Origin of the sequence: Streptomyces sp. NPDC020801 (assembly GCF_044334385.1) — a bacterium.
GTDB lineage: Bacteria > Actinomycetota > Actinomycetes > Streptomycetales > Streptomycetaceae > Streptomyces.
The window spans coordinates 20,972-46,753 of sequence record NZ_JBIRST010000033.1 but is presented as its reverse complement, the minus strand read 5'-3'; the positions used below and the strand labels follow the sequence as shown (position 1 = coordinate 46,753).

Below are 25,782 nucleotides of genomic sequence, written 5' to 3'. Positions count from 1 at the left end.
GGCTATGCATGGTGGGACGATCCGCCTTTCCCCTCGGCGGGTTCTTCGTGCACTGCCCCGGGGCGGGTGCCACGAGCCCGGCGTACCGCGTCACGGAGTTCGGCGACGGCCTGGACGAGTGAGATGCAACTGCGCATGAGTTCGGCCGCGGCAGCGGGCAGGCGGGCAACGGCGCTGAGGGCGATCACCGAGCCGCCGACGGCTGCAAGGATGGCGTTGACGTCCATTGGGTTCCTTCTGGTCATCGGTGGGACTGTCGGACATCAAGTGGGCCGCTCCTGCTGAGTCTCGTCGCTGCGGTTCTCCCGCTTCAGGACGGTTGTTGCTGGTAGTCGCGATAAATTCGGTTTCGGGTCCGGAAGTGCGGGCGGATACACCACAACCCTCGGGGGCGTTGCATGGTGGAGCAGGTGGTCGATCCACGGGAATTCTTCGCTGCCCGTCTCAAGGAGTTACTGAGAGCCGCGGGCCTGTCTCAGCAGAAGGCGGCCACAGTGGTCAGCGAGCGGGCGAAGATCCGCGGCGAGGCCACGGTCAGGATCACGAACGGACAGATCAGTGCCTGGGTCAACCGGACGAATCGGCCTTCCGAAGCGGCACTGCGGCTGCTGGTGCGGGTGCTCATCGAGCACGCCCGTAAGATCGACGCGGACCTGGTGAGAGATGGCCGCCCGGCGAGGAGTTTCAGCCAGGGTCTCTTGGACGAGCAGAGCTGGCCGGTGTGGCTGAGGGCCGCGTGGATGGGGGTGGCGCGGGCCACCACGGTGACGGTGCGCGATGCCGATCCGATCGGCCTGGGAGTACACCGTGCTGCCGGCCCCGGGACCGCTGCGCGCGGGGCCGGCGACACAGGGGTGTGGTGCGATCGGCTGACCCCCTATCTGGTACGGGACCACGATCGCCTGCTGCGCCAGGCGTTGGCCGTTGCTGTCGGCGGTGGACCAGCGGTGTTCGCCGTGCTGCTCGGGGAGTCCACCACCGGCAAGACCCGCGCCCTGTATGAGGCGGTCCTCGATCAGGCAGGCAACTGCCCGCTGCTGAAGCCCGCCGACGCTGAGGACCTGCGCCGGCTCCTCACCACGCGGGCCATATCACCGGGCACGGTCCTGTGGCTGAACGAGACGCAGCGCTACCTGCAGGCAGACGCGGGCGCAGGCATCGCCAAGCACCTCATCCAGCTCCTCGAGGGGACGCCGGGGGTCGTGGTCGTGGGAGCCATGTGGCGCACCCCCTACTTCGCCGACCTGACCGCACAGGGCTGCACCCCCGAACCCGGGCTCGTACGCGACCTGCTTCTGGGCAGCCGCACGCTCCTGCTGGACGTTCCCGCCGCTTTGGATCCGGCCGAGCGTGAGGAGTTCCGTGCCCTGGCTTGTGGCAGTTGGCCAGGACAGCCGGATACACGGGTGACAGCCGCACTTGACGCAGGCGCACTGGACGACGGCCGGGTGATCCAATACCTGAGCGGCGGGCCGGAACTGCTCGCCGCCTACCGCAACCGGGTCCTGTTCACCGCTGTCGAGCACGCGTTGATAACCGCCGCTCTCGACGCCCGGCGCCTGGGCCATCACCAGCCGATCCCCGCCGCGCTGCTCGCTGCCGCCGCCGACGGTTACCTGACGGCCCGTCAACGTTCCAGCGATCCTGACTGGGCCGATACGGCCCTTGGCGACCTCACCCGCGGACATCGGCGAGGCGATCACGGCAATCGCACCGACATCCGCCGCACCCTGACCGCCCTGGTCACACATGTGACCCGTTCCGGTGGCGCAGCGGCCTATGAACCGGCCGATTACCTCGACCAGCACACCCGCCACGACCGTGAGGCCGATCCCGGCAACCCCGCCCTCTGGGATGCCCTGACCACCTACACCGCCGACTTGGCCGACCTGCGACGCCTCATCAGCACCGCCACAGACAAGGGCCTGTTCAAGACGGCCGTGTTGCTGAGCCGCAGAGCAGTCCTCGCCGGGGCTCACAGCGGTGAGTCTCTCATCGGGCTACTCACCAGCCGCTGCCTGGACCCCGAGGGTCAAGGAGCCCTTTGGACCGCCAGGTTCGCCGACTTGACCAAAGCGTTCGGTGTCGGGCACCTGCTGAAGGCGCTCCAGGAGGCGGATGCGGGCGAGGCGCTGAGCCAGCTGTTGGCCCGGCGTCCCGCCGCCCATGTCGACATCTGCGACGGGCTCCCGGTTTCCTTCCTGCTGAAGACACTCCACGAGGTGGAAGCGTTCGAGGAGGTCAAGGCATTGTCCGACAGGGTCGCCAACATCAACGTAATCAGGGTGTACGACAAGCTCACTCTGCAGAGGACGCTGCAGCAGGTGGGGCAGCCGGAGGCAGCGAGGATCTTGGGGACGCGCCCGGTCATCCCCTTTGACGTAGAGCGATCGAGACAAGGCATCGCGCGCCTACTCAAAGCAGTGGAGGAGTTGGACACTCAGCAGGCCGGGGCACCCCACGAAGGTCAGGCGGCAGGCAAGCGCGAGGAGAAGAAGAACGCGGTGCCTCAATACGGATGGGAAACGGACGGACGCGCGGCATCACCCTGGACATGGAACGATCTCGGCTTCCCTGCGGACATGCAGTCTTGATCAGGCCGACAGGATGGTTGCGTACAAGCACCCCAACGATCGCGCCGCACAATGATCAGCCCCCGCCCTCGAAGACGGCGAGCCGGCTCTGATCGGCTCTCGGCGTGATCGTGCAGGGCAGCGCCTTCCGGCAGAACGTGTTACAGGACTTCAGCCGGATACTCACCACCGCAGTCGCCAACCCCGCCCTGGCCACGAACATGAGCCCGAGTACCTCGCGCACGAGCCGAAGAGGACGGCGCCCGAGAAAGAGGAGGGGCCGAAAGAGCGGCGACGGGAAGGCCGCGATCAGCGGCCACCCTCAAGAACCCACTAGCCTGCCGACTTCACCGTCAAGTCACCGTTCGTCGTCGACAGATCCAAGCGGTACTTGCCTGACGGGTCGTTGGTGAACGCCACCTTCTTGTCGCCGTTGGGGTCGTTCGCCGAGATCTGGTACATGGCGGGCGGCGCCGTGACCGTGAGGCTGCCGCTGGTCGTGTGGGCCGTGATGTTCTGCGGGGTGGCCGTCTGGATCGTCACCTCGCCGTTCGACGTCTGCGCGTCGATGCCGCCGCCCTTGACGTCCTTGACGTCGACTTCGCCGTTGGACGTGCGCAGCTTCACCGGGCCCCTCGCGCTGTTCACCGCGATCTCGCCGTTGCTTGTGTGCACATCGACCGTGCCGACATCGGTCAGTGTGAGGCTGCCGTTGGAGGTGCCTCCCGTCACCGGAAGACCGGCGGGCACTTTGACGACGTAGTCCACGCCGCAGTTCTTGCCACAGCCGGAAAGCATCAGGACGCCGTTCTTGACGTGGAAGGACGTGCCGCTCGGCTTGTCACCGTGGTAATTCACCCTGCGGTGCACGGAGGTCGTGGAGGTGTCCGTCGAGGCGTCCACCTTCACTTCGCCGTTCCTGCTGTCAAGACGGATCGAGGTGACTCTCTGGGGCACCATGGCGTCGTCCTCGAAGGTCTTCTGGTCGAGGGCCGAGCACGCGGAGAGCCCGCCGACGGTGAGTGCAGCCAAAGCCACTGCTGTAAGGACGCGCGTGTGTGGGCGGCGCATGAAGTTCCCCCGTGTGAAGCGAGTTGATTGGGTGATCAGTCACTCCGATCCTACGCAGCCACCCTCCCGCCTCCGATGGGGAAAACCCCCCAATGCCATAACCGGACCGACCCTCATGGCGACCACGGCCGCCGGCGCGCCGGCCTCGTCAGCAGGTTCTCGGAACGGACAATGCTGCAGGCCGACGAGTCGCCGGAGCCGATGAGAGCGGCGGGCCGCCAGAAGGCGGCCAGCGCGGCGTAGGCAGGCCCCAGCGCAGCCGTTCGCCGCGCACGCCGGCCGTGCGGGAACCTCATCGGGGAAGACCACGCGGCCGCAGCGGCGCCCCACGGGCAGCCCCAGGCGTCCCCGGCCGCCTCGCCCGGCTCCGCCTCGTCCGGCACCAACCGGAACCCGGCAGCCAGCCGGGCATCCTTGTGGTCGCGCAGCTCAAGCCCGGCCAGCCCATGACGCGCGCACGCCTCCTCGATGGCGTCCAGCAGCTCACCCGCCCGGGCTGGTCGAAGGCGGTCCCGGAGCCACCGCCGACGAGGCTGAGCAGCTCGCGCCCGGCGCCGGCGTCGTCGATCTCGTCCGCCATCGACGTGTGCCCGATGAGCTGGTCGCACAGCAGGCCGAGCCGATTCCGCATGCCGTTCACCGACCCCAGCACCTTGACCACGCCTTCGACAGTTCGTCAACTTGGCTCTATTGCAGAGTAAGTTGCCACATGCTGGGAGACTGGATGGCCGATCGCGACGTACTGCTCGCGAGTCGAAGGGCCCGAAGCGAGGGCCACGCACAGCATGGCAGGGGCAGGTTGCCCCGGCCCGAAGCGCTGCTGACGGAGAGCGAGGCAGGGCGCCACAACAGGGTGGGCGCCCTTCGCTGTCGCGCTGCCGTCAGCGGCTGTGTCTACCATCCTGGTGTGGCTACCGCCATGGGGATACGCAGGGTACTGGTCACCTTCTCGCGCGTCTCGCCGAGCGGGCGGTCCTCGCTTGAGGGCGACGTCCAGTATTGAGGTCGGCAGTGAGCCGGAGCGTCGCGAATTCTTTGTTGCGCAGGAGATGTCGGCGATACTCTTCGGGTAGTTCAGGCATGGCGAGCAGGCGGTTACATGCCTGTAGCGACCCGGCCGTGTCGCCAACCCCATAGGCTGTGATCGAGAACTCGTAGAGCAGTCCCCAGCGGTACACCCAGGGCTGCGTGAAGAGGATGTCGTCCGGCATGCTGTTCCCGAGGCCCGCGCTGGCGAATGCGTGGGCAGAACGATAGTGGCCACGCGCGCGAAGACGTGAGGCCAGTTCATAGCAGGCTTCCAGGCGTTGGGGACGGAAGTCCCAGGCTTGGATGAGCATATTCATGCCACCGGGCCAGTCACCCATTTCCGCCTTCAAGATCCCGACCTGCAGCAGCGAGTAGTAGACCTCTTCAGCCCATCCACCCATTCGGGCCCGGAGTTCGTACAGCTCAATCGCTTCCCGCGGCTTGCCCATGTCGCGCATGGTCTGCGCCAAATAGAAGACCGTCCGAGTGTTGTCGGGGTCGCGTTTCATCTCCGCCCTGAGCAGGCGGGCGTCCCGTTCGAACTTCTCGTGGCGCGACCCACCGTCGGCGTGGTCCTCGATGACCAGAGCGTCCAGATCCTCCTGTCCGGTGTGCCGGTCAGACGTGAGGTACTCGTGAGTGACGCCCTCATAGCGCCAGGCGATGTCGCTCCGGACCAGACGTTTGATTCGGTAGGAGGTGGCACAATCGTGCCGCAACATGTAGGAGTCGGCAGTAAGTCGGGGCAACGGCCTCTCCTGCCGCACCACGAGGTCGGCGTCGAGCAGGAGAAGGTAGTCGGCTTTGCCTCGGGCGTGCTGGAGGTTAAGCGTTCGGTTGTGACCGAAATTGACCCATGGTTCCTCGTAGAGTTCACCTGGGATGTCGGCGAGTGACGATCGGACAAGTTCCTGGGTCCCGTCAGTGGACCCTGTGTCAGAAATCACCCATGCGTCAATCAGGCCGCGTACGGATGCCAGGCACCGCTCGATGACACGGGCCTCGTTCTTGACGATCATGCTTAGGCAGAGAGAAGGCTTCACGGTGTATCACCGATTCCCACGAGCATGTCAAAGAAGAGAGGATTGAAAATGGACCGGAGTCCGCGTCAGTAAACTGACGCGGACTCCGGACGAGGCGAGGGGTTCCTCTGGTGTGTCGTAGCGCCACGCGGGCGATCTGTCAGCGTGGGACGACTCCTCGATGGAACAGATCAGGCTGGCTCCACACCGGCGCGCAGTGCATGCGGCCTTCGGGTGAGATTCTCACCGGAAAGCTGATACGTCAGCTGGCGTTGGCGCAGATGGCCCAGACAGTGACAGGGAAGGTGGAGGAGCCGAGAGTGTTGCGGATTGTGGCTCTCCATGTCGTGGTGCTGATCGGTCCCGACTCGTAGAGGTAGACACCGCTACTGAAGAAGCTGCTGGTGGTGATGCCTCCGCCGGTGACGACCTTCCCAGTGGGGCAGGTCGCCGTGAACGTGCAGAAGGTATCGGCGCCGCAGGTCTGAGTGTTGGAGACTTGTTGGTACCCGGATACCCCGGCAGGACCCGTCGGTCCCGCGGGCCCTGTGGGACCTGCAGGGCCTGTAGGACCTGTCGGTCCCACAGGCCCTCTGCATTTGTCCCAGCCGTCCGGCGAGTGTGAAGGAGGGTCATCGTGCAGATACACCGGGCACGGATTGGGCCCTGAAACCCCTGCCGTGATTGATCGGGGCGCCTTCTGATGAGCGGGTGTGGCCGCCCCAGCCGGGGTGACCAGGCCAAACGCCATGAGAGTCGGCAAGGCCAGGAGGCTGCCGACCATCACGCTTGTACGGCGGGGGAACGGACCGAACCGGGATCCAGCGCGCATGACTGACCTGCCTTCCACGTCGAACTGCTTCCTACTCGGAAGGAGCCATGGTGACTCCCAAGACATTTGCCACCTTCATGGTGTGGTGGCCGCAGCTTGGGCCGGAGACAGACACGCGGGGTCCTCGCCTCAATGGCTCAAACCATGGATTGCCGAACTGGACGTCGCTGGGCGCGTTCCTTGCGTTCGGCGGCCAGGACGTCGCGGTGGCGGGCGTTGGCGTTGCGCCAGCGCAGGTAGGCGTGCAGGGCGTGGGTCTGCACCGTGTGGTTGTCGTGGTGGGAGTTGGCGATGGTGAACTGCCTCAGCGGTCCGAAGTGCGCCACGATCGGGTTCCCCCACGAGGCATAGGTCGGGGTGAGGCACAACTCGACCTTGTGCTTCTTCGCCCAGCGGCGGATGTCGGCGCCTTTGTGGGCGGACAGGTTGTCCACGATCACGTAGATCGGGGCGCCGTCGGGCCGGGCGGCGCGGATCGACTGTCCTGAATGGTCGTGCGCTTCCTGCGCCGCAGGTGCCGTCCGACGATGCGGTTGATCCTCATCAGTCTGCTCACGCGCTTGCGGTTGATCTTTCTCCCGCGGGAGCGGAGTTCGACATGGACGCACGGGGCGCCAGAGGCGCCCTGGTGGTCGGCATGGATCTGCCGGATCTCCGACACCGTTCGCTCTTCCTCGACGGCTCGTGCGGCGCGGGTGTCTGCAGTGGCCCGGTGCTGGTAGCAGCCGGAGCGGGAGACGCCTCCAGGACCCGGCAGATGCGCTTCACGCCGAAGGCGGCGCGATTCTCGGAGAGGAAGTCCCAGTGCGTCCTTCCTGAACTTCTCCGGATACGCGGACTCGCGTCCCACCGGGACATCCCGCCCTGGACCCTCGAGATCCATTGTCGGGGTGTCCACTCCGAAGGATCAGCCCATGCACGAGCGTGCCCCGGACCGTTGGTCCGGGGCACGGGGGTTGTTCGGGTGGCCAGTGCTTGTCACCGTCGCCCGGCCGGCGTGCCTGCTTCGCCTGGATCGCCGCCCGCCCCCGGTGACCGCGGCGATGTTGCTGCTGCCCTTTACCGCCGTCCTCGGTGTGGCCGCTCAACTGGCCGGTGCCGCCGTCATTCTGGTCGGCGGCACGGTCACAGGTCTGCTGTCCGCCACCTCTTCCAGCGTGCCAGCCGCGTAGCCGCGCGGGAACTCTACGCCTGAAACGCCGGCGGATTCCCCGCAATTCTAGGCGGCGAACGCGTTGACGCCTGTCAGTTCTGCCGACAGCTCCCACAGCCGAGCCGCCTGCTCCGGGTCGATCGCCCAGTCCTTGACGCCAACACGCTCTTCGCCCTCCGGCGCGGGCTCGGCGATGTCGCAGTCCTCCAGATAGACACCACCGAGCCCGTCCAGCTGCGGCGAGGTCGCCGCCCACACTTGGGTGGCCGCACCCTGCGGCTGGGTCTTGAAGCCCTCGGGGTTGAGCACGTTGCCGTCCTCATCGATCCAGCCGCGCTCGATCATCTCCTTCTTGGGCAGATGCCGTTGGAGCGGGGTGATGATGCCGCCGGGGTGCAGGGCGAAGGCACGGACGTCGGCGTCTCGGCCGAGCTTGTCGAGCTGCACGGCGAACAGGACGTTGGCGGTCTTGGCCTGGCCGTAGGCCTCCCACTTGTCGTAGCTTTGCCGCCAGTGGATGTCGTCCCAGCGGATGCCGGAGAAGTGGTGGCCGCGGGAGGAGACGGAGACGACTCGGGCACCGCCCGGTGCGATCGCGGGCCACAGACGGTTGACGAGGGCGAAGTGACCGAGGTGGTTGGTGGCGAACTGGGCCTCCCAGCCAGGCCCCACCCGGGTCTCCGGGCAGGCCATGATCCCGGCGCTGTCGATCACCATGTCGATGTTCCGTCCGGAGGCGAGGAACCGCTCGGAGAAGCTGCGCACGCTCTCCAGGTCGCCGAGGTCCAGCTCGTCCAACTCGACGCCAGGGATATCGGCCATCGCCTGCTCAGCGGTGCTTGGGCGGCGGGCGGGGACGACCACGTGGGCGCCGGCCTTGACGAGCGAGCGGGTGGTCTCCAGGCCGATACCCGAGTAACCGCCGGTGACGAGGGCGAGCCTTCCGGTCAGGTCGATGCCCTGCAGGACGTCGTCGGCGGTGCTGGTGGCGCCGAAACCAGATCCGATCTTGTGCTGTGCAGTGCTCATGGCCGGCACGCTACGACTTCGAGTGCTCTCAAGGTCAAGCGGAGCCCTGAGCCGTATGGGCAAGAGAAGGCCCCGACCGGACGGGAATCTCGGTTGGGGCGGCCGGCGTCTGCTGATACAGCGCTCGACGTGGCCGCACGGCGACATGAAACGGGCAGGACATGAACCGGGCAGCCGCCGCGTCAGAGGCAGTTAGTGCGTGTGGAGGGATGGCGGTGACTGTCGTTTCGGATTGAGTTCAGCTCACCGATCACATGGGGCCCTGGTGTGGGTGCCGGGGCGTACTTGGATAGGGGGCTGTTATGGACAGCAGGAGAAGGCGTGGCACGCGGTGGTGGGTGCTGCCGCTGACGGCCACGCTGTGTACGGGAACGTTCCTGTTCCTGGCTGGCGCCCATGGCGCGGTCAGCGACGGTGGTGTCGGCGGCATCAGGGAGGCAAGCCGGCCGGCTGGTCGGGTGGCGGGCGCATGAGGTGTGCCCGGCCGAGTCCAGTTGACCGCCCTGAGCGTCGCTCTCGCCCTCGCCGCGGTCGTGCCTGACGTGAGAGTGGACGTGACTGGTGTGAGACTGGGCACGGAAGGGGTGATCCCAGTGTCGGACCCATCGCACGCGTCCTCCGGCCCCGACACCGCCGTCGACGAGAATCGGCTGGAAGAGCTGATCATCGAGGCGCAGACGGCCCTGCCGGTCGAGCTGCCCGCCCTGGCGAACCGGTGCGCCTCGGCCCTTGGCCTGGACACCGTGCTGATCTACCTCGCCGACCTGCAACAACGACTGCTTGTCCCACTCGACGAGGCCTTGGAGCCGCTGCCGGTGGACCGCTCCTCGGCCGGCTGGGCGTACCGCACGGTCTCCCCGCGGGTTGCCGAGGCGGACGACGGCTTGATCGTCTGGATGCCCCTGGTCGACGGTGCGGAGCGGCTGGGCGTGCTGGAAGTGCGGACCGCCTCCCTGGATGGGATGCGGATGCGCCGCAGCAGGATGCTGGCCCATCTGTTCGCCATGCTGATCACCTCCAAGCGCACCTACAGCGACTGGCTCGCCGCCCGCACCCGCACCGCGACCATGCAGTTGCCCGCCGAGATGCTGCGGGCCTTTCTGCCACCCCGGACCATCGGCAGCAACAGGTGCGTCTCGACCGCGGTCATGGAACCGGCGTACGACATCGCCGGCGACGCCTTCGACCACTCGGTGGTCAAGAACGTGCTGCACACCGTGATCCTCGACTCCATGGGCCACGATCTGACCGCCGGCCTGACCACGTCGGTCGCCATGGCGGCGGCGCGCAACGCCCGCCGCGGCGGTGGCGACCTGGCCGATGTTGTCGGCTCCGTCGACGAGGCGCTCGCCCAGTGGCTGCCTGACCAGTTCTGCACCGGCGTGCTGTGCCGGCTCAACGCGAGCACCGGGGCTCTGCGCTGGGTCAATTGCGGCCATCCGCCGCCCTTGCTGATCCGTGGTGGGCGGGTGCTCGGCGGGGCGCTGGACAGCCCCCCACAGCCGCCGATCGGCCTGGCCGGCCCACTCGCCCCGCCGGCCCGGCAGGTCCACGAGACGACCCTGGAACCGGGCGACTGCGTCCTGCTCTACACCGACGGTGTCGTGGAGGCTCGCGACGCGGACGGTGCGGAGTTCGGCCTCGACCGGTTCACAGACTTCATCATCCGCTCCTCCGCCGCCGGAGAGCGTCCGGCCGAGGTGCTCCGGCTGCTCATCCACGCCATCCTCGATTACCAGCGCCACCAGCTGAGGGACGACGTGACCATCCTGCTCTTCGAATGGCGACCGCAGCACCGTTGATGCGGCGCAGACTGGAAGCCGAAGGCAATCCTGAGCTCGGTGTTGTCGCGGACTGGCATGATGCCGGCTCCTGCGTCACCGTCGCATCCGTTTCCGTTGCGGCCATAGGTCCCGTGTCTCGGGGCCGTTTGCTGCGAACCGCGGGACCTTTGGGGTGATGCCGCGCCCTGCTGGTGGGCGCAGCCTCGGTACTGACGGAGGCTTGGCTGGGGCAAGGGGTGCCGCTCGCCCGCCGCCGAGGACAGGGGTGGTCGTGATGTGGTGGGGGTCGGTTGTGGCGCTGCGGCCGGTGACCCGCCGCAGCACGTGGGGGAGGGCGACGGCCCTCGGGCTGGCCGCCGCCATGGCGGCGGCGCTGGGCGGGGTGGTTGCCCCGCCGGCGCAGGCGGCGGACGCAGCGCCGTACCGGGCGCAGGTGCTGGAGCGCGGCTACGAGACGGCGAAGGTTGTCACGCTGACCTTTGACGCCGACTGGAGCGACGCGGGGGTGCCGAGTGTGCTCAACGCCCTCAAGGCGAACGGGATCACGGCCGCTTTCTCGCTGACCGGGCGGTTCGTGGAACGCTACCCGGCCGCGACCAAGGCGGTCATGGACGCGGGGAGCAAGCTGGTCAACCACAGCTATGACCACCCGTACTTCAGCAAGCTGACGCAGGCTCAGCGGTGGGCTGAGCTGGACAAGGCCGAGGCGGCCTACCGCAAGCTCGGCCACAGCTCCGGCGGCTGGTTCCGCGCTCCGTACCGGGACGCCTACGCCGACCCGGGCCTCAACCGGGACCTGGCGCTGCGCGGGTACTACATGAACTGGGACTGGACTTTCGACACCACCGGCTACAAGGGCGTCTCCACCGCGACGATCCTGGCCCGGGTGCGCCAGTACACGGTGCCGGGCGCGATCATCCTGATGCACCCGGGCGCGGGCTCCACCGACCCGGCGGCGCTGCCGCAGGTGATCTCCACGCTGCGCAGCATGGGCTACGGCTTCACCACCCCGTTCCGTACGGTGACCCGCGGCGGGATCGGCGCGAAGTACGCCTCGATGGGCGCGCAGCGCTCCGGTCTGGGGTCCGCGCGGACGGTGGAGATGCAGGCCTCCACCACGGGTACGGCGGTGCAGTGGTTCGAGCACGGGCGGATCTACTGGAAGAGCGGGCTTCCCGTGCACTGGGTGGCCGGGGGGATCCTGACCAAGTTCCTGTCCTTCGGCGGGGTGACCTCCTTCCTGGGTTTCCCGCTCAGTGACGAGGTGGCGGTGACCGGGGGCCGGGCCTCGCAGTTCCAGGGCGGCAACGTGTACTGGTCCAGCGGGACGGGGGCGCACGAGGTGCACGGCGCGATCCTGACGAAGTACCTGAGCCTGGGTGGCTCGGGCAGCCGCCTCGGGTTGCCGGTGAGCGACGAGTTCGGCATCTCCGCCGGGCGGCGCAGCAACTTCCAGCACGGCGCGATCGAGTGGCACTCCGCCACCCACACCGTGGTCGTCTACTACTACTGACCGGGTGATCCGCCGTGCGCATCGAGTTCGGAGCGCGGATGCGTGCGCTGGTGGACCGTCTGAGTGCGATGCCGGGGCTGGGGAAAGGCCGGCATCGCCACGACGCTGGTCGCCCTCGCCGGCCTGGTCGTCTTCCTCGCCCTGCCGAGGGGCGGTGTACGGTGCGGTGCTCGGCCGGCTTCACGCTCACGGGATCCCCTGTTCTTCCGAGCGCGTCAGGGTCGTCCCCCGCAGGAGCCGAGGCGCTCGTCCCCGAGGAGGCTGAGCGACTGCCGGTTGCCCTCACTGAGGAGGAGACGCTGCGGGTCGAGCACGCGTGTGCGCCCGGGTCCGTGACGGAGATGGAGTTGGAGCTGCTCAGTTTTCGGGCCGCCACGCAGGACTGGCAGTTGCTGGTCCACCTCGCCCTCACCGCCGCAATCCCCGCACCGCGCATCGCACGGCTCGCCGGCCTGGATCCGCAGGACTTCGTCCAGGCCGTCGGCGACTGATCCACTGATCCCAAGCCGAGCCCACAGTGCCTGGGGTGCTGACTTCGCCGGCCTGGCTGGTCAGGGTCAACCAGGGTCTGTGCAACCGAACAGGCCGGCGTGCCCTGGAGGCAGCTGGGTGAGGAGACGACGCAGCAGTGCGTTGTCCGCGACCTCGGCGAGGGTGGGGAGTACGGCGTCGATCTCGCGCCTGGCCTCGACGAGGTCATCGTTGCTGCGGTCGGCCACGGCTTCGACAAATGACGCGGGTGTCAGTGGCTCGTTGGCCGGCTCGCCTGCGGTCAGCAGTGGTTTGCACCCTTCGGGCAGTAGGGCGGCCAGGTCCGTCCGGTCGTCACCCACCAAGTGGGCACCGAGGACCTCCAGCACGTTCTGTACAGCTCTGGCGCCCTGTTGTGACCTGTCGTAGCCTGCGCGTTCGGTCACCCGGGCAAGGAAGGTGTCCAGGCTCCAGTCCATGACAGCTCCTGTCGTAGATCTCTTCTCTGCGGCGGGCCGGATCGCCCGGCCGTCGGGTCTTCGCGATGCGGATGAGGGCATCACGCGGGTGCAGCGGCGTGAACCATGCGGTGCACGTTGGCCACGCTGCCGCATCGCGCCGTCAACAGGTCGGCTTCTGTCCGGGCGAAGCCGGCGCCGAGTTCCTCCCGGCAATGCCGGTGATCCCTGAGGATCAGCTCGACGACATCCTGGTGCGGTGTCATGGGATGCGCCTCCTTGCTGGAGTGGCTTTCACCTCCCGTTACCCGCGCCCTTTCCAGGAATTCCACTTCTTGCCCCGTCTGCCACGTCTTGCCAGGTCAAAGAGGCCTCAGGCGCGGCCGGCTTGCGGCAGCCCTTCAGCAGCACACGCGTGGCCTCATCCCCAGCCGACTCAGCAGAAGCTGCTTCTACGGCGTGCCTCCGACCGCATTGACGGCACAGGCACAGGGCCGCCCTCCCGAGGAGACGGGACGCTTCTGAAGTCCGGGTCTGATGGACGCTCGATTCCCTGAGGGGATCAAGTCAGGCGCGTCTCTCCCGTTGCCCTGCCACACCCTCCCCTTGACGCCTCCCAGAACCTCTTGGCGCCCCCGAACGACACCGGCCACCACTGGGTCTGGGCCGTCCCGGATCACGACGGAACGCTTTCCGCCCACGGTCAGCCCACCCCTCCCCCTACCGCTGGGCGGCCAGAGCAGTGTTCGTATCACACACTCCTTCGAAGGAACGAGCCTGGTGGACGGTGACCAAGTCCCGGGCTGCGCTGGGGTGGTGACGCGTGTGCGTGCTGCAGTGGTGGCCATCGCCAAGGAGCCGGGACTTCAGGGCGCCGAAGACGCAGTAAGGCGGGGTTGGGGCGTGGGTGGCGGTGAAGAGGAGGCCGGCCGTCGACCCGGTGTGCTCAGTCCAGCAGTACTCCGGGGTTGAGTACTCCACAGGGGTCGAGGACTCGTTTCGCGGCACGCAGGGCCTGGGCGAAGGGTTCGGGGCGCTGGCGGTCGTATTGGGGACGATGGTCGCGGCCCACTGCGTGGTGGTGGGTGATGGTGGCGCGGTGGCGGTGGAGGACGTCGCCCGCGACGGACTTGAGATCGTCCCAGACGGCCAGTTCCTCTCCGGCCCGGCCACCGGCGATCACGGTGAAGTAGGGTGCCGCGCCGTCGGGATAGACGTGAGTGAGGCGGCAGTTGACGAGCGCGGGATGCCCGGTGGCCTTGCGTGCGGCGGCGCCGACGTCGGTGCGGACGGCGTCGATCAGAGCCGGCAGCCGGTCCCAGGTGGTGGCCGTCTCGAAGGTTTCGACGACGGCTCCCATACGGGCCAGGCCGTCGCGGAGGTAGGGCATGCGCAGGAAAGCGGAACGCCATGCGCCGACGGCCGCGTCGTGCGGCGCGCCCAGGCCGGTGGCGTCGGCCTGGGTACTGCCACCGTGCGCACGGGCCAGCTCGAGGCCCTGGGCAAGGCGGTCGTCGACAGCGGCCGTGGCTGACTCGAATCCGAGGACGAGCACGGCGCAGCCGTTCTGGGCCACGCCAGCCAGAGCGGCCTCGCCGGGGTCGAGCAGACGGCAGTTGGCGGGTGCTAGGTCGGACTGAGCAAGGGCGCGCACCGCCCGTAGCCCGGCGTGGAAGTCGAGGAAGGCGATGGAGGCCGACGCCTTGTGACGGGGGCGCTCCTGCAGGCGCATCCAGGCCTGGGTGATGACGCCCAGGGAGCCCTCGGACCCAAGGAAGAGACGGTCGGGCGAGGGGCCGGCACCGGATGCGGGGAGCCGCCAGGAGGTGCTGGTGCCTGCGGCGGTGACCACCTGCAGGGACTGCACGAAGTCGTCGATGTGAGTGCGCACGGTGGCGTAGTGCCCGCCCGCACGGGTGGCGAGCCAGCCGCCGAGGGTGGAGAACTCGAAACTCTGCGGGAAGTGGCGCATCGTCAGTCCCTGGGGGCGCAGCCGGCCTTCCAGGGCGGGGCCGAGGATGCCGGCCTGGATGCGGGCGGCGCGGCTGTCGGGGTCGATCTCCAGGACCTGGTCCATGGCCGTCAGGTCCAGGGACAGCACGGCGCGGTGCATCTCGCCCCGGTACTCCACGCCGCCGACGACCGATGAGCCGCCCCCGTAGGGGATGACGGCCACCCGGTGCTCTCCGGCCCACTCCAGCAGGTCAGCCACGTCCTGGTCGCAGACCGGGTAGGCGACCAGGTCGGGGATCCGGCCCGGTCGGCCCCGCAGGGCGCGCACGACATCGCGGAAGGCCTTGCCCATGGCGTGGGCGGCACGAGGTTCGGGGTCGGCCGTCACGAGGTGCGCGAGACTGCGCGGCGCTTCGGCGGCGGGGCGGCCGATGCGCAGGTCTGCCACCTGGGGCAAGGGCAACGGACGTGCCAGGGTGCCGGGCACCAGAGCGCCCAGTGCCATGCATTCGGCATCGTCCGGGTGAGCGTCGTCCCACCCCCACCCCCACCAGGATCGGGTCCGAAACGTGCGGGGCGCGGTCCCCTCGACCATGGGCAGGCCTCCATCCCATCCGAATTTACCGATTAGTAAATTACTCTATGGTAAATTCGCGGTATGGCAATCCCCTCTGCCCGAGCAGGCACCAAAGGCGTTCCGCGGGCCCAGCGCGAGCAGCAGATCCTCGCGGCAGCCACAGAGGAGTTCGGCCGCCGCGGTTACGAGGGCACCTCCCTCGCGGCCGTCGCGGCCCGCGTCGGTGTCACCAAGACGTTGTTGCACCAGTACTTCGGTGCGAAGCAGGACCTCTACCTGGCCTGCCTCGTCCCGGTCGGCGACCGGCTCCTGGAGGCCATCCGCGCCGCCACGGGGGAACCGGCGCCCCCCTGGACCCCCACGCGTGCGGCCCGGCCGGTGCGGGCCCCCCAGCCGGACAGCGACACGGACGGGGCCGACGAGCCCGCAGCGCCGACTCCCGTGCGCGTGCTGCACGGCCTCTTCACCGCGCTGGAAGGACGGCGAGAGGCATGGTTCGTCCTCTACGACAGCTCTCTGCCCGCCGACAGTGAAGCCGCCCGCTGTGCGAGGCGCTACCGGGCCGCCATCGACGAACTCGCGGCGATGGGCACCACTGACGTGCTGATGGCTGCGGACTCCTTCACCCCTCTGGACGCCGACGCCCTCGCTCACGCCTGGCGGGGCCTGGCAACTGCCCTGATCCGCTGGTGGATCAACCACCCCGACGAGTCCGCGGACGCCATGACCCAGCGCTGTGCCCGCCTGTTCACCGCGGCTCGCGGCGTCCTCGGACCGTGACCCACGTCCCACGCAGTGGCGTTGCGACTCCTCGACTGGACGATCGTGAGCGTCGTCCCCACGACGTCCGAGGGGTACGCACGGCGCCGGGCGGTGCGGTCCCGCACCGTGCGGGCCGACGTGGCCTGGCAGCGTCGCGGCCGGAAGCAGCGATGATCGCCTGCACAGTCCCCTGCCTCACTGAAGCAGTGGGCTTCAGCACGACGTCGAAGGGCCCGGTCAGGTGACCGGGCCCTTCGTTCTGGTAGCGGGGACAGGATTTGAACCTGCGACCTCTGGGTTATGAGCCCAGCGAGCTACCGAGCTGCTCCACCCCGCGTCGGTATGCCCGTAACTCTACACTGGTGCGCCTCGCCGCACCCCCATGGCCGCCCTGCGCGTATCTCACGTCCCAGGGCTACCGGAGCCGAACCGGCCACTGTCCGGCGGACAGCCCCGACATCACTCAATCAAGTGCAGCCACCACGGCCACTGCAAAGTCCAGCGAGGCAGACGCCATGTCCGATGGTTCGTGGAATCGCGCGGTGTCGCGAGGTCCCATGGCCTGGATGGACTTACAGTGCCAGGAGGCCGGCCCCACGAGCAGGGCGGCAGACCTCTGGCCCGTGTGTGACCCGGAAGTTACGAACCAGCGGCGAGCGCGAAACGTGCGGTGTTGCGGCCGGCAACGCGTCCGAGTCACGAGTGCGCCTGCCTCAGGGGCAGCCGGAGCTCGCCCTTGCCTCCGGCGCCGCGCAACAGGCCGAGTGGTGCACGCAGACCTACTGGCGAGCCGAAGGCGGTTCACGACCTGGTCCGGCGGCTCCCCGCCCAGCGGGGACAGGAATGCGTCGTGCCACGAACCAGCCGGCGACGGCAAGCAAGGCCATGCCGGTGACCGACACGGTCAGCGCCTGCTCCCTGGCATGTGCGTTGATCCGTACCAGCTCGTCGGCCGAGGCCCCCGTGATGCCCCGTGACATCACCTTTGCTCTCAGGGCGTCGTCGGACGCGGCGGTGATCTGGATCTGCTGCTCCAGCGTCCGCGTCACCAGGTCCTTCTGAGCGGCGGACAGGACACTGCTGTCGTTCACCCCGGCCTCGAACGCGTACAGCAGCGCCGGCGTCAGCAAGGCACCGGCGAGTGCGACTCCGAACGAGCTTCCCACATAGCCGGCCGTGCGGGAGAGCCCTGTCACATCGCTCACCTCGTCCGGCGGTGGCGCCGACTGGATGAGGTCGGTGATCGTCGTGGCCATGCCCCGGCCGAGTCCGATGAGGAGAATGCCCGGCGCGAGCGCCAGGCCCACGGACGTCACGCCCTGTGCATGAGGGCTGAACAGCACCGCGACAGCGACACAGCCGACGGTCATGAAGACGAACGCCCCCATCGCGGCCGCACGGTGAGTCATCCGCCCGCGCCCGATGCGCCGGGCAGTCGGTGCGGCGGCCATCATCAGCCCGAGTGCGGTCGGGAGCAGCACGACTCCGCAGCGCAGCGCGTCGAACCCAAGCGTTGTCTGCAGGAAGACCGGCACCAGGAAGAGCGCGCCGTTGGGTACCAGGATCTGCATCATCTGGGTGGAAGTCCCGGTCCGGACGGTGCGGTTGCGCAGCACCGACACCCGTACCAGCGGATCCCCGCCGCTCTTGACGAGGTGCCGCTCCCATCCGGCGAAGGCGGCCAGAACCATCAGCCCCATGCCCAACAGAACGGGGACGGGTGACAGACCGCCACGTTCCAGCAGCGTGTGGCCGAAAACCGTGAAGTCCTGCCGGGCCCTGAGCAGGCCGTACCGCCCTGTGAACAGGCTCGCGACGACGAGCAGAGTCAGCCCGGTCGTGGACAGCATCACCCCGAGGACATCGAAGCGCTGTCCGGCGCGTACCGGCCGTCGCTCCGCTTCGACCGTGTGCCGGATGAGCCATGTCACGGCCAGCGTGACCACGGCTTCCCCGAGGAATGACACACGCCAGCTCAGGTAGCTGGTGATCAGGCCGCCCAGGACGGGACCGGCCGCCGCACCGATTCCGGAGGTCATGGCCAACGTGGACAGCACCTTGGTACGGGCGGCCCCGGTGAACGCCGCGGTGAGCATCGCCAGCAGCGCCGGAAGCATCAGCGCGACGCCGAGCCCCTGGAGCAGGGACCAGCCGAGCAGCATGAACGGCAGGCTCGGGGCGAAGGTGGCGATCAGCGCCCCCAGGGCGAAGATCTCGCCACCGAGGACGAAGGCAGGCCGGTGCCCGTGGCGTGCGCCGATCTTGCTCCCGGTGATCAGGAACGCGGCCACCACCAGGGCGTACAGCGAAATCGCCGACTGTACGCCGGTCAGCGTGGTGTGCAGGTCCCCGACGAGCGCCGACAGCGCCACGTTCATCGCGGTCGAGGTGTAGTTGATCAGAAGGTTCTCGGCGGCGAAGAGGACGAACACCGGTCCGGCGGTCGGAGACGCTCCTTCCTCGGTCGGTCCCCCAGTCCAACGCGCTCCCTTTCGCCATCGCACGAATACGTCCTGCCGTTCGATCGCTCCGCCCGGGCAGGCCCCCTGCCGCCAGGACGGACTTTCGTCTCCCATTCCCCTGGTTCAGAGTGCACGCCGAGCACACCGCAAGCCCGCTGGACGCGCCAGCCCCGACCCAAGCGGCAGACACGGCGCACCGCTCACCCCGGCGGGCTGCCGAGATGCGTCCTTCGGCGGGGTGTGGAGGGTCCGCCTCGCGGCGATGGGCTCACAGACCTTCAGCCAGACAGCGATCTCGACGCTCCCAATCGGGTCGGGACTCATAGTGCAGGGTGTGGAAGCGACCGGCCTCCTCGCGCCCGGCAGGATCGCCGCCCAGCGCCCGTACCGCCGCGATCGCATACTGTCGTTCCCGCTCGTCGGTGAAGAGGCGCTGCGGATAGGTACGCGAGACGTCGACGGTGGTGCGCAGACCGTGCGCGGCCAAGGTCCGCACGAACGGGTGGTACGACACCGTCCGCAGCACGAACGCGCTGACCCATACGGGTCTGCTGACACCGTCCAGCAGTTCCGTGAACGTTCGGGCGGTGATATAGCTGCCGCCGCCTGTCAGCGTGATGAGGCCGACCTCGGCGAGCGCGCGGCTCAGCCTGGGGCTGGGTGAGCCCTGTTCCAGGTCGTCGGTGAAGGCTGCGTCCAGGAGCCCCACCTCGATCGCGTAGTGCACGGCGGGTGCTGCGACGTCCAGGCCGAACACCGGCACTGCGTCCGGTCGGCGTCGTTCGGCATAGAACTCCTTGTCCTGTCTCGCCAGTTCCGCCCTCGACACCGCCTGACAAGCAGAAGAGGTGTACCGCTCGCACATCTCCGCGAGCGTGACGTCGTGGTTGAGCAGCGCGGCATTGATCCCGTACGAGCAGCACACGTCCAACACCGCCGGCGTGTGAGGCCGGCCGTCGTCGAGCGCGGCCCGTTCGGTTGCGACCTGCCGGAAGACCGGCTGGGCGTGGTGCGGGATCTCGTACTCCAGCGGGGCCAGCCGCCTGAAGTATGCGCGGGGGTCGGGCCGGTCGTAGATGTCGTCGAACCGCGACTTGCCGCCCGCCACGCCGTCGGAACCGCCGCAGCCCGTCCCGACCATGCGGTACTCCTCCTTGCGGAACGCCTCTGTACCGCCATCATGTCCGGCCTCTTGCGCCCGGAGACGTCTGCCACACAGGGGGAGGCGCAGTTGCACTCGGATGGTGTCCCGTCTCGTGCAACGCGCTTGCGTTATGCCGTCTGGCACTCTGTCAAGTTCATGAACCGGCTTGATCTTTAGTGAAGCGCTCCGCTATCCGGTCCGCTACTGCATCCAGGCTCGTGCCGCTGCGGAAGACGGACCGGAGCGCATTCGCCGAGCTGGCCTTCGCCCAACGGGCACGCCCGCAGCGCTGATCGCACGTGGCCGGGGGCATGGAGGAGAGGGGTTTCGCCCGCCAAGCGCCTGACACCTTCCCGCTCGCACCCGACAGCCGCTGACGGTCAGGCATGCCTCGCGTGCGGCGACGCGGGCGGCGGGCGTAGTCGGTGCGGGTGAGGTAGTGCAGGCGGGGTACGGGCTCGTGCGGGCTCACCAGCGGGCGTGGTGAGGCCTTTCTGTCTCATAGCGCCGCCGCCACGTGCAGTAGCACTGGCGGCTGATGCTGCAGCATCACGCTGCGGCGGCCTCGCCTCGTCTGTGACTTAGCGCGCCACGCGGTAGCGGAGGTAGACGACTCCCGAGCTGAAGGTGCCGGTCTCGACGAGTTCGAGATCCACCCGGCGCTCGCGCTGGGGAAAGAACGGAATGCCGCCGCCGACCAGCACCGGGTAGACCCTGGCCCGGTACTCGTCGATCAGACCCAACGCGGCCGCCTCGGCGGCGAGAGTCGCGCCGCCGATCGCGATGTCGCCCTCCCCCGGCTCGGCTCGCAACCGCTCGATCTCCTCCGCCAGGCCGCCGGAGGCCAGGCGGGCATTGCCCTGCACCGCGGACAGCGTGGTGGAGAACACCACCTTTGGGAGCGGCTTCCAGATCGCGGTCCACTCGAGCATGGTGTCGTCGAGCGATGGATCCTGGTCGGCGGTTTCCCAGTACAGCATCGTCTCGTACAGCCGTCGTCCCAACAGGTGGACGCCGACCTCTCGAATCTCGTCGGTGGCGAAGCGAAGGACATCCTCGTCGGGCGCCGTCCAGTCGAAGCCGCCGTCCGGCCCGACGATGTAGCCGTCAAGTGAGACGCTCATCGAATAGGTCACGCTGCGCATCAGAAGCCTCCTCGGTAACGGGTTCGACAGTACGACCGCCGGACGCCGCAGGACTCATCGCGGCTCGCGGGATCCCCTGGACTGAGGCGGTTCCTTCTGGGCCTGGCAGGACGGTGCGCCGGCTTGGCAGAGCGGTGCTGTGTGGTGCTGTGATCACGGTGGACGGCTTCCGGTGAACCGTTTGGCAGGGCCCGGTGCCAGGCGGACGCCCCGAGCAGGTCGCCGTCGGGGCATCCGCATCGGCGGTGGCAGTGGGCCGGGCGTGGCGCTGCTGTTACGCCTGCCGATCAGCTGTCCAGGCGGCGCTTGCTGAGCCAGGCGACCGTCCCGGGGTCGTGGTGGCCGAAGAACAGCGTCGTGCCGGTGTCGAGACGACCAGGTCGGCCGCCTTGCCGCCCGAGACGTCGGAGCCGGACTCCTGGACGACGGCGAGGAGCTCGTGCCCCACCGGCCTGCCGGTCTCGGCGGCCGGCATCGACTTGTGGGGCCACAGGTCGCTGCGGCACACGCAGCACAGCACGACGCGGACGACAGCATCGGTGCTCCGATCCGGCCACCGTACGGCAAGCCCAAGTGGCGGCCCCTGCCCAGGGCGCTGCGTGCAGGGGCCGCCCACGCCCTGCGCTCCTGTCACAGCGCAAGGCATTACGACGCTAAGGCCCCAACACCCGAACACGCCCGCTCGACGCGTCGGCTGGGTGAACGGTTGGTCGGAGTGTGTGCACCTCGGTTGGGTGGGCCTCCACCACGAGCCCCCTCGTGGCGTCCCCGGCCCGTAGCCCATGTCCGACGCAGCGGCGTTACGGCACCGCGGTCGCCCGACCGCCATGGCGAATGAGCCGGACCGGCTTCGCCCTCGGCGAGGCATCTGGCACTCTCGCCGCCCCGCACCAGTGGTGCGCGGCGGCCGGAGCAGATCCACGCGTTCGTCTGGGTCTACTGTTGGCCGAGGGCCTGAGGGGACCTGCCGGCCGCCTGGCCGGGCGCGCGGCCCGGCATGCACAGTGAGGGCACGGCCCGCGCCAACGCCACGGTGTGCAGGGCGTTCAGGTGCTGCTCCCTCACCACTGCCTGCCAGCTCCACGCCAGGTTCGCCCAGCAGCCGGGCGTCGTGCGGACGGAACCGGCGTCCGCGAGGGCGGCGAGCAGGTCGCCGTTGAGGCGGTCGATCACAGGGCGGATCTCTGCGAGGCTGGGACGGTCGGTCGGAGGCGGCAACACGCCCGTGTCCCAGAGCCGGAACAGCTGCCGCTGGACGAGCTTGTTGGCCTCGATCTGGTCGCGGAACACCCTCCTGACGTCGGCCGGGTCCAGCCCCATCGCCTGACCTCGGCCGGCCATGGAGTCCAAGACCTGCTGCTCGCGTACCGGGTCATCGATGGGCGTACCGGTGCCGTACTTGGCAGCGGCGACCTTGTCGGCCATCAGGGCGCGGGCTGCGGCCAGGCTCACGACCGGCTCGAGCAGCTGCCCGTCCCGCAGGGAAGCGGTCGCGCCCTGCATGGCACGGGGCCCGGCGACGGCGGGTGTGGAAACGCCGGGCGCGGCGACGGCAGGGGCCGCGGCGAGGGCGACGATGGCGGCGACCTGCCCGGCAAGCAGCACGTTCCGTGCGCGGGAGACAAAACGCATGAAGAGTCCTCATCAGATCGGTATCGGTATCGGTATCGGTATCGGTATCGGCAGGTACATGTACAGGCGCCTTGCCCGGAAAGCCGTTTGGCGTTGAGCCCTCGCACATGGAGTTCCTTGCCGAACTCCGCGCGGTATTGCTCCTGCGGGTCGGCCCCTGGCACGTAATCACCGCTCGCGGGCCGGTTCCGACGTCCGGGTCGCTCACCGCCCCGTGCTAATTCAGGCCGAGCTCTGGGGCGACGGTGCTCACCTTGGTGAAAACCGAGACGGGGTGCTGGGTGTCGCAGTACTTGTTGCCTGCGGAGACGATGCCGATCAGGATGCCGCCTGCGACGAGCGGGCCGCCCGAGTCACCCGGGCAGATGCTGTCGGTCTTCCCCTTCGCAGAGGTGCCGCAGACCTTCAGGGAAGTGTCGGTGGTGTTGGCGTACGGGTCACAGGCGGCGAGCGGGGAGAGCGTCAGAACGGCCTTCTTGAATGTTCGGCCAGAGCTGTCGCCATCGGTGTGGCCCCACCCGTAGACGGTGGCGGTGCGCCCGGTGGCGTACAGCGCGGCGTCCTTGCGCGTCGCGACGCGCAGCGGCTTGTACGGAAGCGGCTTGGCCAGGGTGAGGACGGCGGCGTCGTGCGCCAGGTCGCTGCTGTAGCCCGGGTCCATCGTGATGGCGGTGATGTGCCGCACCTCACCTGCTGCCGACAGCCGGTCGGTGCGCCCGCCCACCACGGTCATCGACAGGGGACGGCCGGCGTTCATCACGCAGTGGCCGGCCGTGAGCACCTTGTCGGGGGCGACGAGAGTGCCTCCGCACCACGCGCTGTCCGGTCCCTCTGCCGCGTCCGGGTTCTTGATCATCACGGTGAAGGGCGCGGCATCGATCGTGGTGGTCGAGCCGCCGTGCACGGCGGCGGCCGGAGTGCCGACGACACCGGTGAGGGCCATCAGGCCGACGGCGGTCAGGAGGGCGGCGGTGTGGCGATGGCCAGGCTTGGGCATGTGGAGTTCCCGCTGTCTGTTGTCGGTGCCGGTTGGTCCGGTGCGTCTGACCAAGACCCTGGGCCCGGAGATCGTCCCGGCGCCAGACCACCTCCGTGAAGTGGGAAAGTGGGATGTTCCATGCCTTCTGACCTGTGGGAACGGGTGAATCTGGAACGGTGGAACGGGACGGTCCAGTGCAGTGGCCCACACGCCACGATGCTGCTGGCGGTCCCGGAAAACACCCCGTAGTCCCACCAGCTCAGCGAACGCCCGCCGCCCGCGCGGGGCCTGCGCTGTGCGGTGCGGGCGGCGAGCAGTTCGCCGGCGGCTGCGGGCATGCCTGCCTTTGTCCCGGAGGAGGTCGGTGCGCGCTGATCGCAGTCGACCAGGCGTCCAGCCACGCCTTGAGGGTGCGATCGGTGACCGAGTGGACGGGGTGATGCGCAGGCGCGCCTAGGGAGCCATCTCATACGCTCCGGACAACGCCTCGACCCGCTGCCAGACCCGCTCCGTACGCGCCTCGTCGACGACCGGCCGCCGGATCGAACCCAGCGCCCAGTCCCGCTGCTGTTCGGTCGCCGAGTCCTTGCCGTGCAGTTCGACGGCCTGCGCGGAGAAGTCCCGCACGAGGACGGCGAAGAGTTCGTCGAGCACGTCCTCGTCGAGTCCGGTCAGGGCGGCCTGCTCCAGGACGAGCTGCCCGTGCACGACGAGGGCGAAGAGCTGACCGACCGCGAGAACGAGGTCGAGGTCCCGGCTCTGCTCCGCGTCGGGGGCGGCCGTGGCGACGAACGCGCAGAGCGCGTCGGCCTGTTCGCGGAAGCGGGTCACGTTGGGCAGGTGCGCGTATGCGTCGAAGGCGGGTCGCCAGTCGTGGAAGCGCACCGAACCGAGGCCGCGGGCCGGCCCCTGCCGGAACAGGAAGTCGTCGTCGGCCGCGTCGCGGCGGGTCGGCACGCCGGGGTACTCGACCGGGTCGAGGAGATGGCTGCGCATGAACTTCAGGATCAGCGCCAGGTTGACGTGGACCGTACCCTCCAGCTTCGGCAGGCTGCGGATCTCCACGGCCGCCTGGCCGAAGTAGTTGTCCTTCTCGAAGCCCTTGGCGGCGATGACGTCCCACATCAGGTCGATGACCTTTTCACCCTCCGTGGTCACCTTCATCTTCGTCATCGGGTTGATGAGCAGGTAGCGGCGGTCGTCGGGGCCGGCGGAGCGGAAGTAGTCGACAGCGCGGTCGCTGAACGACTTCATGCCGACGAGCCTGACGTACGCGTCGGTCAGCTCGCGCCGCACGTGCGGGAAGCTGGTGACGGGGCGGCCGTAGAGGATGCGGTTGTGGGCGTGAGTGACGGCCTCGTACATCGCGTGCTCGCAGATGCCGATGGAGGCGGTGCACAGGTTGAACTTGCCGACGTTGACGGTGTTGAGGGCGGCGTCAAAGGCGGCGCGGCCTGTGTGCAGGACGTCCTCGGCCACTACGGGATAGTCCTCCAGGCGGAACTCGCTGACGAACTTCGAGGAGTCGACGACGTTCTTGACCAGGCGGTAGGCCGGGTGACGGCTGTCGGCGGCGAAGAAGACGTAGCCGTCGGGCCCCTCGACGTCGGTACGGCGGCCGAAGACGGAGACGAGTGCAGCGGCGTTGCCGTTGCCGATGTAGTACTTGGAGCCGGTGGCCCGGAAGCCACCGTTGCCGTCGGGCTCGAGCAGCATGTCGGTGGAGTAGATGTCGGCGCCGTGGGCCTTCTCGGACAGGCCGAACGCGAACACCTCTCCCTGGGTGAGGAGTTCAGCAGCGCGGGAGCGGGCGGCGGCGTTGTCACTCTGCCAAACCGGACCGAGGCCGAGGATCGTGACCTGCCAGGCGTACCAGTAGTCCAAGCCGTAGAAGCCCAGGATCTCGTTGAGCGCAGCGATCCGGGCGGTGTCCCACCGCTTGTCCGGTTCCCCCTCCCCCGCAGCGGACGACGGCGTCAGGAAGGTGGCGAACAGGTTCTCCTTCGCTGCGAAGGCGAGGAAGTCGCCGAGCCACGCGCGGGTCCGGTAGTCCTCGATCAGCCGCCCCTTCCCCCGCTCCTCGAACCAGCCGACGGTGGCAAGCAGCAAGCGGCGCGTTTCGGGGTCGAAGTGTGCGGGGTCGTAGGTGCGGGGGTTGAACAGCAGCTGGTCAGCCATGGTGAGGACGCCTTT

At 68.5% G+C, this 25,782-nt stretch carries 22 protein-coding genes, 1 tRNA gene and 2 pseudogenes; 8 read left to right on the top strand and 17 right to left on the bottom strand.

Annotated elements, in window-relative coordinates; all coding sequences use genetic code 11:
* Positions 1 to 2 precede the first annotated feature (2 nt).
* The gene (locus tag ACH4UM_RS38230) at positions 3 to 245 is read right to left on the bottom strand and encodes a hypothetical protein (RefSeq protein ID WP_398190155.1); all 243 of its coding nucleotides are present in this window, start codon (positions 243 to 245) and stop codon (positions 3 to 5) included.
* Between the two features lie 153 nt (positions 246 to 398).
* Between ACH4UM_RS38230 and ACH4UM_RS38225 the strand changes: the two genes are divergently transcribed.
* Positions 399 to 2,594, top strand: coding sequence for a helix-turn-helix domain-containing protein (locus ACH4UM_RS38225; RefSeq protein WP_398190153.1), 2,196 nt, complete (start codon positions 399 to 401; stop codon positions 2,592 to 2,594).
* Between the two features lie 312 nt (positions 2,595 to 2,906).
* Here ACH4UM_RS38225 and ACH4UM_RS38220 read toward each other — a convergent pair whose 3' ends face one another.
* From ACH4UM_RS38220 to ACH4UM_RS38205, 4 genes and pseudogenes are all read right to left on the bottom strand, one after another.
* The gene (locus ACH4UM_RS38220; protein WP_398190150.1) at positions 2,907 to 3,605 is read right to left on the bottom strand and encodes a DUF4097 family beta strand repeat-containing protein; all 699 of its coding nucleotides are present in this window, start codon (positions 3,603 to 3,605) and stop codon (positions 2,907 to 2,909) included.
* Between the two features lie 980 nt (positions 3,606 to 4,585).
* Positions 4,586 to 5,692, bottom strand: a complete 1,107-nt coding sequence (locus ACH4UM_RS38215; RefSeq protein WP_398190148.1) for a glycosyltransferase — start codon at positions 5,690 to 5,692, stop codon at positions 4,586 to 4,588.
* A gap of 972 nt (positions 5,693 to 6,664) precedes the next feature.
* A pseudogene (locus tag ACH4UM_RS38210) lies at positions 6,665 to 7,009 on the bottom strand (transposase); the annotation flags it as partial.
* Positions 6,985 to 7,396: pseudogene (locus ACH4UM_RS38205) on the bottom strand (IS3 family transposase); the annotation flags it as partial. The pseudogenes ACH4UM_RS38210 and ACH4UM_RS38205, both read right to left, overlap by 25 nt.
* 45 nt (positions 7,397 to 7,441) lie before the next feature.
* Between ACH4UM_RS38205 and ACH4UM_RS38200 the strand changes: the two are divergent.
* Complete coding sequence (locus ACH4UM_RS38200) at positions 7,442 to 7,699, top strand: hypothetical protein (RefSeq protein ID WP_398190221.1); 258 nt, start codon at positions 7,442 to 7,444, stop codon at positions 7,697 to 7,699.
* A gap of 47 nt (positions 7,700 to 7,746) precedes the next feature.
* Here ACH4UM_RS38200 and ACH4UM_RS38195 read toward each other — a convergent pair whose 3' ends face one another.
* Positions 7,747 to 8,709, bottom strand: a complete 963-nt coding sequence (locus ACH4UM_RS38195; protein WP_398190145.1) for an SDR family NAD(P)-dependent oxidoreductase — start codon at positions 8,707 to 8,709, stop codon at positions 7,747 to 7,749.
* Positions 8,710 to 9,302: 593 nt separating this feature from the next.
* Here ACH4UM_RS38195 and ACH4UM_RS38190 point away from each other — a divergent pair.
* From ACH4UM_RS38190 to ACH4UM_RS38180, 3 genes are all read left to right on the top strand, one after another.
* On the top strand, positions 9,303 to 10,511 hold the full coding sequence (locus tag ACH4UM_RS38190) for a PP2C family protein-serine/threonine phosphatase (RefSeq protein WP_398190142.1): 1,209 nt from the start codon (positions 9,303 to 9,305) through the stop codon (positions 10,509 to 10,511).
* A gap of 289 nt (positions 10,512 to 10,800) precedes the next feature.
* The gene (locus ACH4UM_RS38185; RefSeq protein ID WP_398190139.1) at positions 10,801 to 12,006 is read left to right on the top strand and encodes a polysaccharide deacetylase family protein; all 1,206 of its coding nucleotides are present in this window, start codon (positions 10,801 to 10,803) and stop codon (positions 12,004 to 12,006) included.
* 38 nt (positions 12,007 to 12,044) lie between these two features.
* Complete coding sequence (locus ACH4UM_RS38180) at positions 12,045 to 12,497, top strand: DUF6003 family protein (RefSeq protein ID WP_398190215.1); 453 nt, start codon at positions 12,045 to 12,047, stop codon at positions 12,495 to 12,497.
* Positions 12,498 to 12,563: 66 nt separating this feature from the next.
* Here ACH4UM_RS38180 and ACH4UM_RS38175 read toward each other — a convergent pair whose 3' ends face one another.
* The 3 genes from ACH4UM_RS38175 to ACH4UM_RS38165 form a co-directional block, all read right to left on the bottom strand.
* Positions 12,564 to 12,956, bottom strand: a complete 393-nt coding sequence (locus tag ACH4UM_RS38175) for a DUF2267 domain-containing protein (protein WP_398190136.1) — start codon at positions 12,954 to 12,956, stop codon at positions 12,564 to 12,566.
* An 80-nt stretch (positions 12,957 to 13,036) separates the two neighbouring features.
* Positions 13,037 to 13,201 carry a hypothetical protein gene (locus ACH4UM_RS38170; protein ID WP_398190134.1) on the bottom strand — a complete coding sequence of 55 codons (165 nt, stop codon included), beginning with the start codon at positions 13,199 to 13,201 and terminating at the stop codon, positions 13,037 to 13,039.
* Positions 13,202 to 13,881: 680 nt separating this feature from the next.
* Complete coding sequence (locus tag ACH4UM_RS38165) at positions 13,882 to 15,483, bottom strand: FAD-binding oxidoreductase (RefSeq protein WP_398190131.1); 1,602 nt, start codon at positions 15,481 to 15,483, stop codon at positions 13,882 to 13,884.
* Positions 15,484 to 15,546: 63 nt separating this feature from the next.
* Here ACH4UM_RS38165 and ACH4UM_RS38160 point away from each other — a divergent pair, with 63 nt between their 5' ends.
* Together ACH4UM_RS38160 and ACH4UM_RS38155 are read left to right on the top strand one after the other, a co-directional pair.
* The gene (locus tag ACH4UM_RS38160) at positions 15,547 to 16,245 is read left to right on the top strand and encodes a TetR family transcriptional regulator (RefSeq protein WP_398190128.1); all 699 of its coding nucleotides are present in this window, start codon (positions 15,547 to 15,549) and stop codon (positions 16,243 to 16,245) included.
* A 15-nt stretch (positions 16,246 to 16,260) separates the two neighbouring features.
* On the top strand, positions 16,261 to 16,401 hold the full coding sequence (locus ACH4UM_RS38155; RefSeq protein WP_398190126.1) for a hypothetical protein: 141 nt from the start codon (positions 16,261 to 16,263) through the stop codon (positions 16,399 to 16,401).
* 86 nt (positions 16,402 to 16,487) lie between these two features.
* On the opposite strand, the gene ACH4UM_RS38150 is transcribed toward ACH4UM_RS38155, so the two are convergent.
* The 3 genes from ACH4UM_RS38150 to ACH4UM_RS38140 all read right to left on the bottom strand — a co-directional run bounded on the left by ACH4UM_RS38150 (position 16,488) and on the right by ACH4UM_RS38140 (position 19,830).
* Positions 16,488 to 16,564: transfer RNA gene (locus ACH4UM_RS38150), tRNA-Met, on the bottom strand.
* Between the two features lie 442 nt (positions 16,565 to 17,006).
* Positions 17,007 to 18,659 carry an MFS transporter gene (locus ACH4UM_RS38145; protein ID WP_398190123.1) on the bottom strand — a complete coding sequence of 551 codons (1,653 nt, stop codon included), beginning with the start codon at positions 18,657 to 18,659 and terminating at the stop codon, positions 17,007 to 17,009.
* 298 nt (positions 18,660 to 18,957) lie between these two features.
* Positions 18,958 to 19,830, bottom strand: a complete 873-nt coding sequence (locus ACH4UM_RS38140; protein ID WP_398190121.1) for a hypothetical protein — start codon at positions 19,828 to 19,830, stop codon at positions 18,958 to 18,960.
* A 169-nt stretch (positions 19,831 to 19,999) separates the two neighbouring features.
* Between ACH4UM_RS38140 and ACH4UM_RS38135 the strand changes: the two genes are divergently transcribed.
* Complete coding sequence (locus ACH4UM_RS38135) at positions 20,000 to 20,179, top strand: DUF5958 family protein (protein ID WP_398190118.1); 180 nt, start codon at positions 20,000 to 20,002, stop codon at positions 20,177 to 20,179.
* 235 nt (positions 20,180 to 20,414) lie between these two features.
* On the opposite strand, the gene ACH4UM_RS38130 is transcribed toward ACH4UM_RS38135, so the two are convergent.
* The 5 genes from ACH4UM_RS38130 to ACH4UM_RS38110 all read right to left on the bottom strand — a co-directional run bounded on the left by ACH4UM_RS38130 (position 20,415) and on the right by ACH4UM_RS38110 (position 25,767).
* Positions 20,415 to 20,978 carry a dihydrofolate reductase family protein gene (locus tag ACH4UM_RS38130; RefSeq protein ID WP_398190116.1) on the bottom strand — a complete coding sequence of 188 codons (564 nt, stop codon included), beginning with the start codon at positions 20,976 to 20,978 and terminating at the stop codon, positions 20,415 to 20,417.
* Positions 20,979 to 21,252: 274 nt separating this feature from the next.
* The gene (locus tag ACH4UM_RS38125; RefSeq protein WP_398190114.1) at positions 21,253 to 21,624 is read right to left on the bottom strand and encodes an alcohol dehydrogenase catalytic domain-containing protein; all 372 of its coding nucleotides are present in this window, start codon (positions 21,622 to 21,624) and stop codon (positions 21,253 to 21,255) included.
* 290 nt (positions 21,625 to 21,914) lie between these two features.
* Positions 21,915 to 22,610, bottom strand: a complete 696-nt coding sequence (locus tag ACH4UM_RS38120; protein WP_398190111.1) for a chorismate mutase — start codon at positions 22,608 to 22,610, stop codon at positions 21,915 to 21,917.
* 217 nt (positions 22,611 to 22,827) lie between these two features.
* Positions 22,828 to 23,607 (bottom strand): S1 family peptidase, encoded by a 780-nt coding sequence (locus tag ACH4UM_RS38115; RefSeq protein WP_398190109.1) that lies wholly within the window; start codon positions 23,605 to 23,607, stop codon positions 22,828 to 22,830.
* 435 nt (positions 23,608 to 24,042) lie between these two features.
* Positions 24,043 to 25,767 (bottom strand): acyl-CoA dehydrogenase family protein, encoded by a 1,725-nt coding sequence (locus ACH4UM_RS38110; RefSeq protein WP_398190106.1) that lies wholly within the window; start codon positions 25,765 to 25,767, stop codon positions 24,043 to 24,045.
* Positions 25,768 to 25,782: the final 15 nt, after the last annotated feature.

What these genes read in the sequence shown, in the direction of transcription:
- ACH4UM_RS38125 (WP_398190114.1), bottom strand. Translation starts at nt 21,624, where the DNA reads ATGCCTTGCGCTGTGACAGGAGCGCAGGGCGTGGGCGGCCCCTGCACG.
- ACH4UM_RS38195 (WP_398190145.1), bottom strand. Translation starts at nt 8,709, where the DNA reads ATGAGCACTGCACAGCACAAGATCGGATCTGGTTTCGGCGCCACCAGC.
- ACH4UM_RS38225 (WP_398190153.1), top strand. Translation starts at nt 399, where the DNA reads ATGGTGGAGCAGGTGGTCGATCCACGGGAATTCTTCGCTGCCCGTCTC.
- ACH4UM_RS38230 (WP_398190155.1), bottom strand. Translation starts at nt 245, where the DNA reads ATGACCAGAAGGAACCCAATGGACGTCAACGCCATCCTTGCAGCCGTC.
- ACH4UM_RS38175 (WP_398190136.1), bottom strand. Translation starts at nt 12,956, where the DNA reads ATGGACTGGAGCCTGGACACCTTCCTTGCCCGGGTGACCGAACGCGCA.
- ACH4UM_RS38160 (WP_398190128.1), top strand. Translation starts at nt 15,547, where the DNA reads ATGGCAATCCCCTCTGCCCGAGCAGGCACCAAAGGCGTTCCGCGGGCC.
- ACH4UM_RS38165 (WP_398190131.1), bottom strand. Translation starts at nt 15,483, where the DNA reads ATGGTCGAGGGGACCGCGCCCCGCACGTTTCGGACCCGATCCTGGTGG.
- ACH4UM_RS38200 (WP_398190221.1), top strand. Translation starts at nt 7,442, where the DNA reads ATGCACGAGCGTGCCCCGGACCGTTGGTCCGGGGCACGGGGGTTGTTC.
- ACH4UM_RS38115 (WP_398190109.1), bottom strand. Translation starts at nt 23,607, where the DNA reads ATGCCCAAGCCTGGCCATCGCCACACCGCCGCCCTCCTGACCGCCGTC.
- ACH4UM_RS38110 (WP_398190106.1), bottom strand. Translation starts at nt 25,767, where the DNA reads ATGGCTGACCAGCTGCTGTTCAACCCCCGCACCTACGACCCCGCACAC.
- ACH4UM_RS38170 (WP_398190134.1), bottom strand. Translation starts at nt 13,201, where the DNA reads ATGACACCGCACCAGGATGTCGTCGAGCTGATCCTCAGGGATCACCGG.
- ACH4UM_RS38180 (WP_398190215.1), top strand. Translation starts at nt 12,045, where the DNA reads ATGCGTGCGCTGGTGGACCGTCTGAGTGCGATGCCGGGGCTGGGGAAA.
- ACH4UM_RS38215 (WP_398190148.1), bottom strand. Translation starts at nt 5,692, where the DNA reads ATGATCGTCAAGAACGAGGCCCGTGTCATCGAGCGGTGCCTGGCATCC.
- ACH4UM_RS38130 (WP_398190116.1), bottom strand. Translation starts at nt 20,978, where the DNA reads ATGCGCAGCGTGACCTATTCGATGAGCGTCTCACTTGACGGCTACATC.
- ACH4UM_RS38120 (WP_398190111.1), bottom strand. Translation starts at nt 22,610, where the DNA reads ATGCGTTTTGTCTCCCGCGCACGGAACGTGCTGCTTGCCGGGCAGGTC.
- ACH4UM_RS38140 (WP_398190121.1), bottom strand. Translation starts at nt 19,830, where the DNA reads ATGGTCGGGACGGGCTGCGGCGGTTCCGACGGCGTGGCGGGCGGCAAG.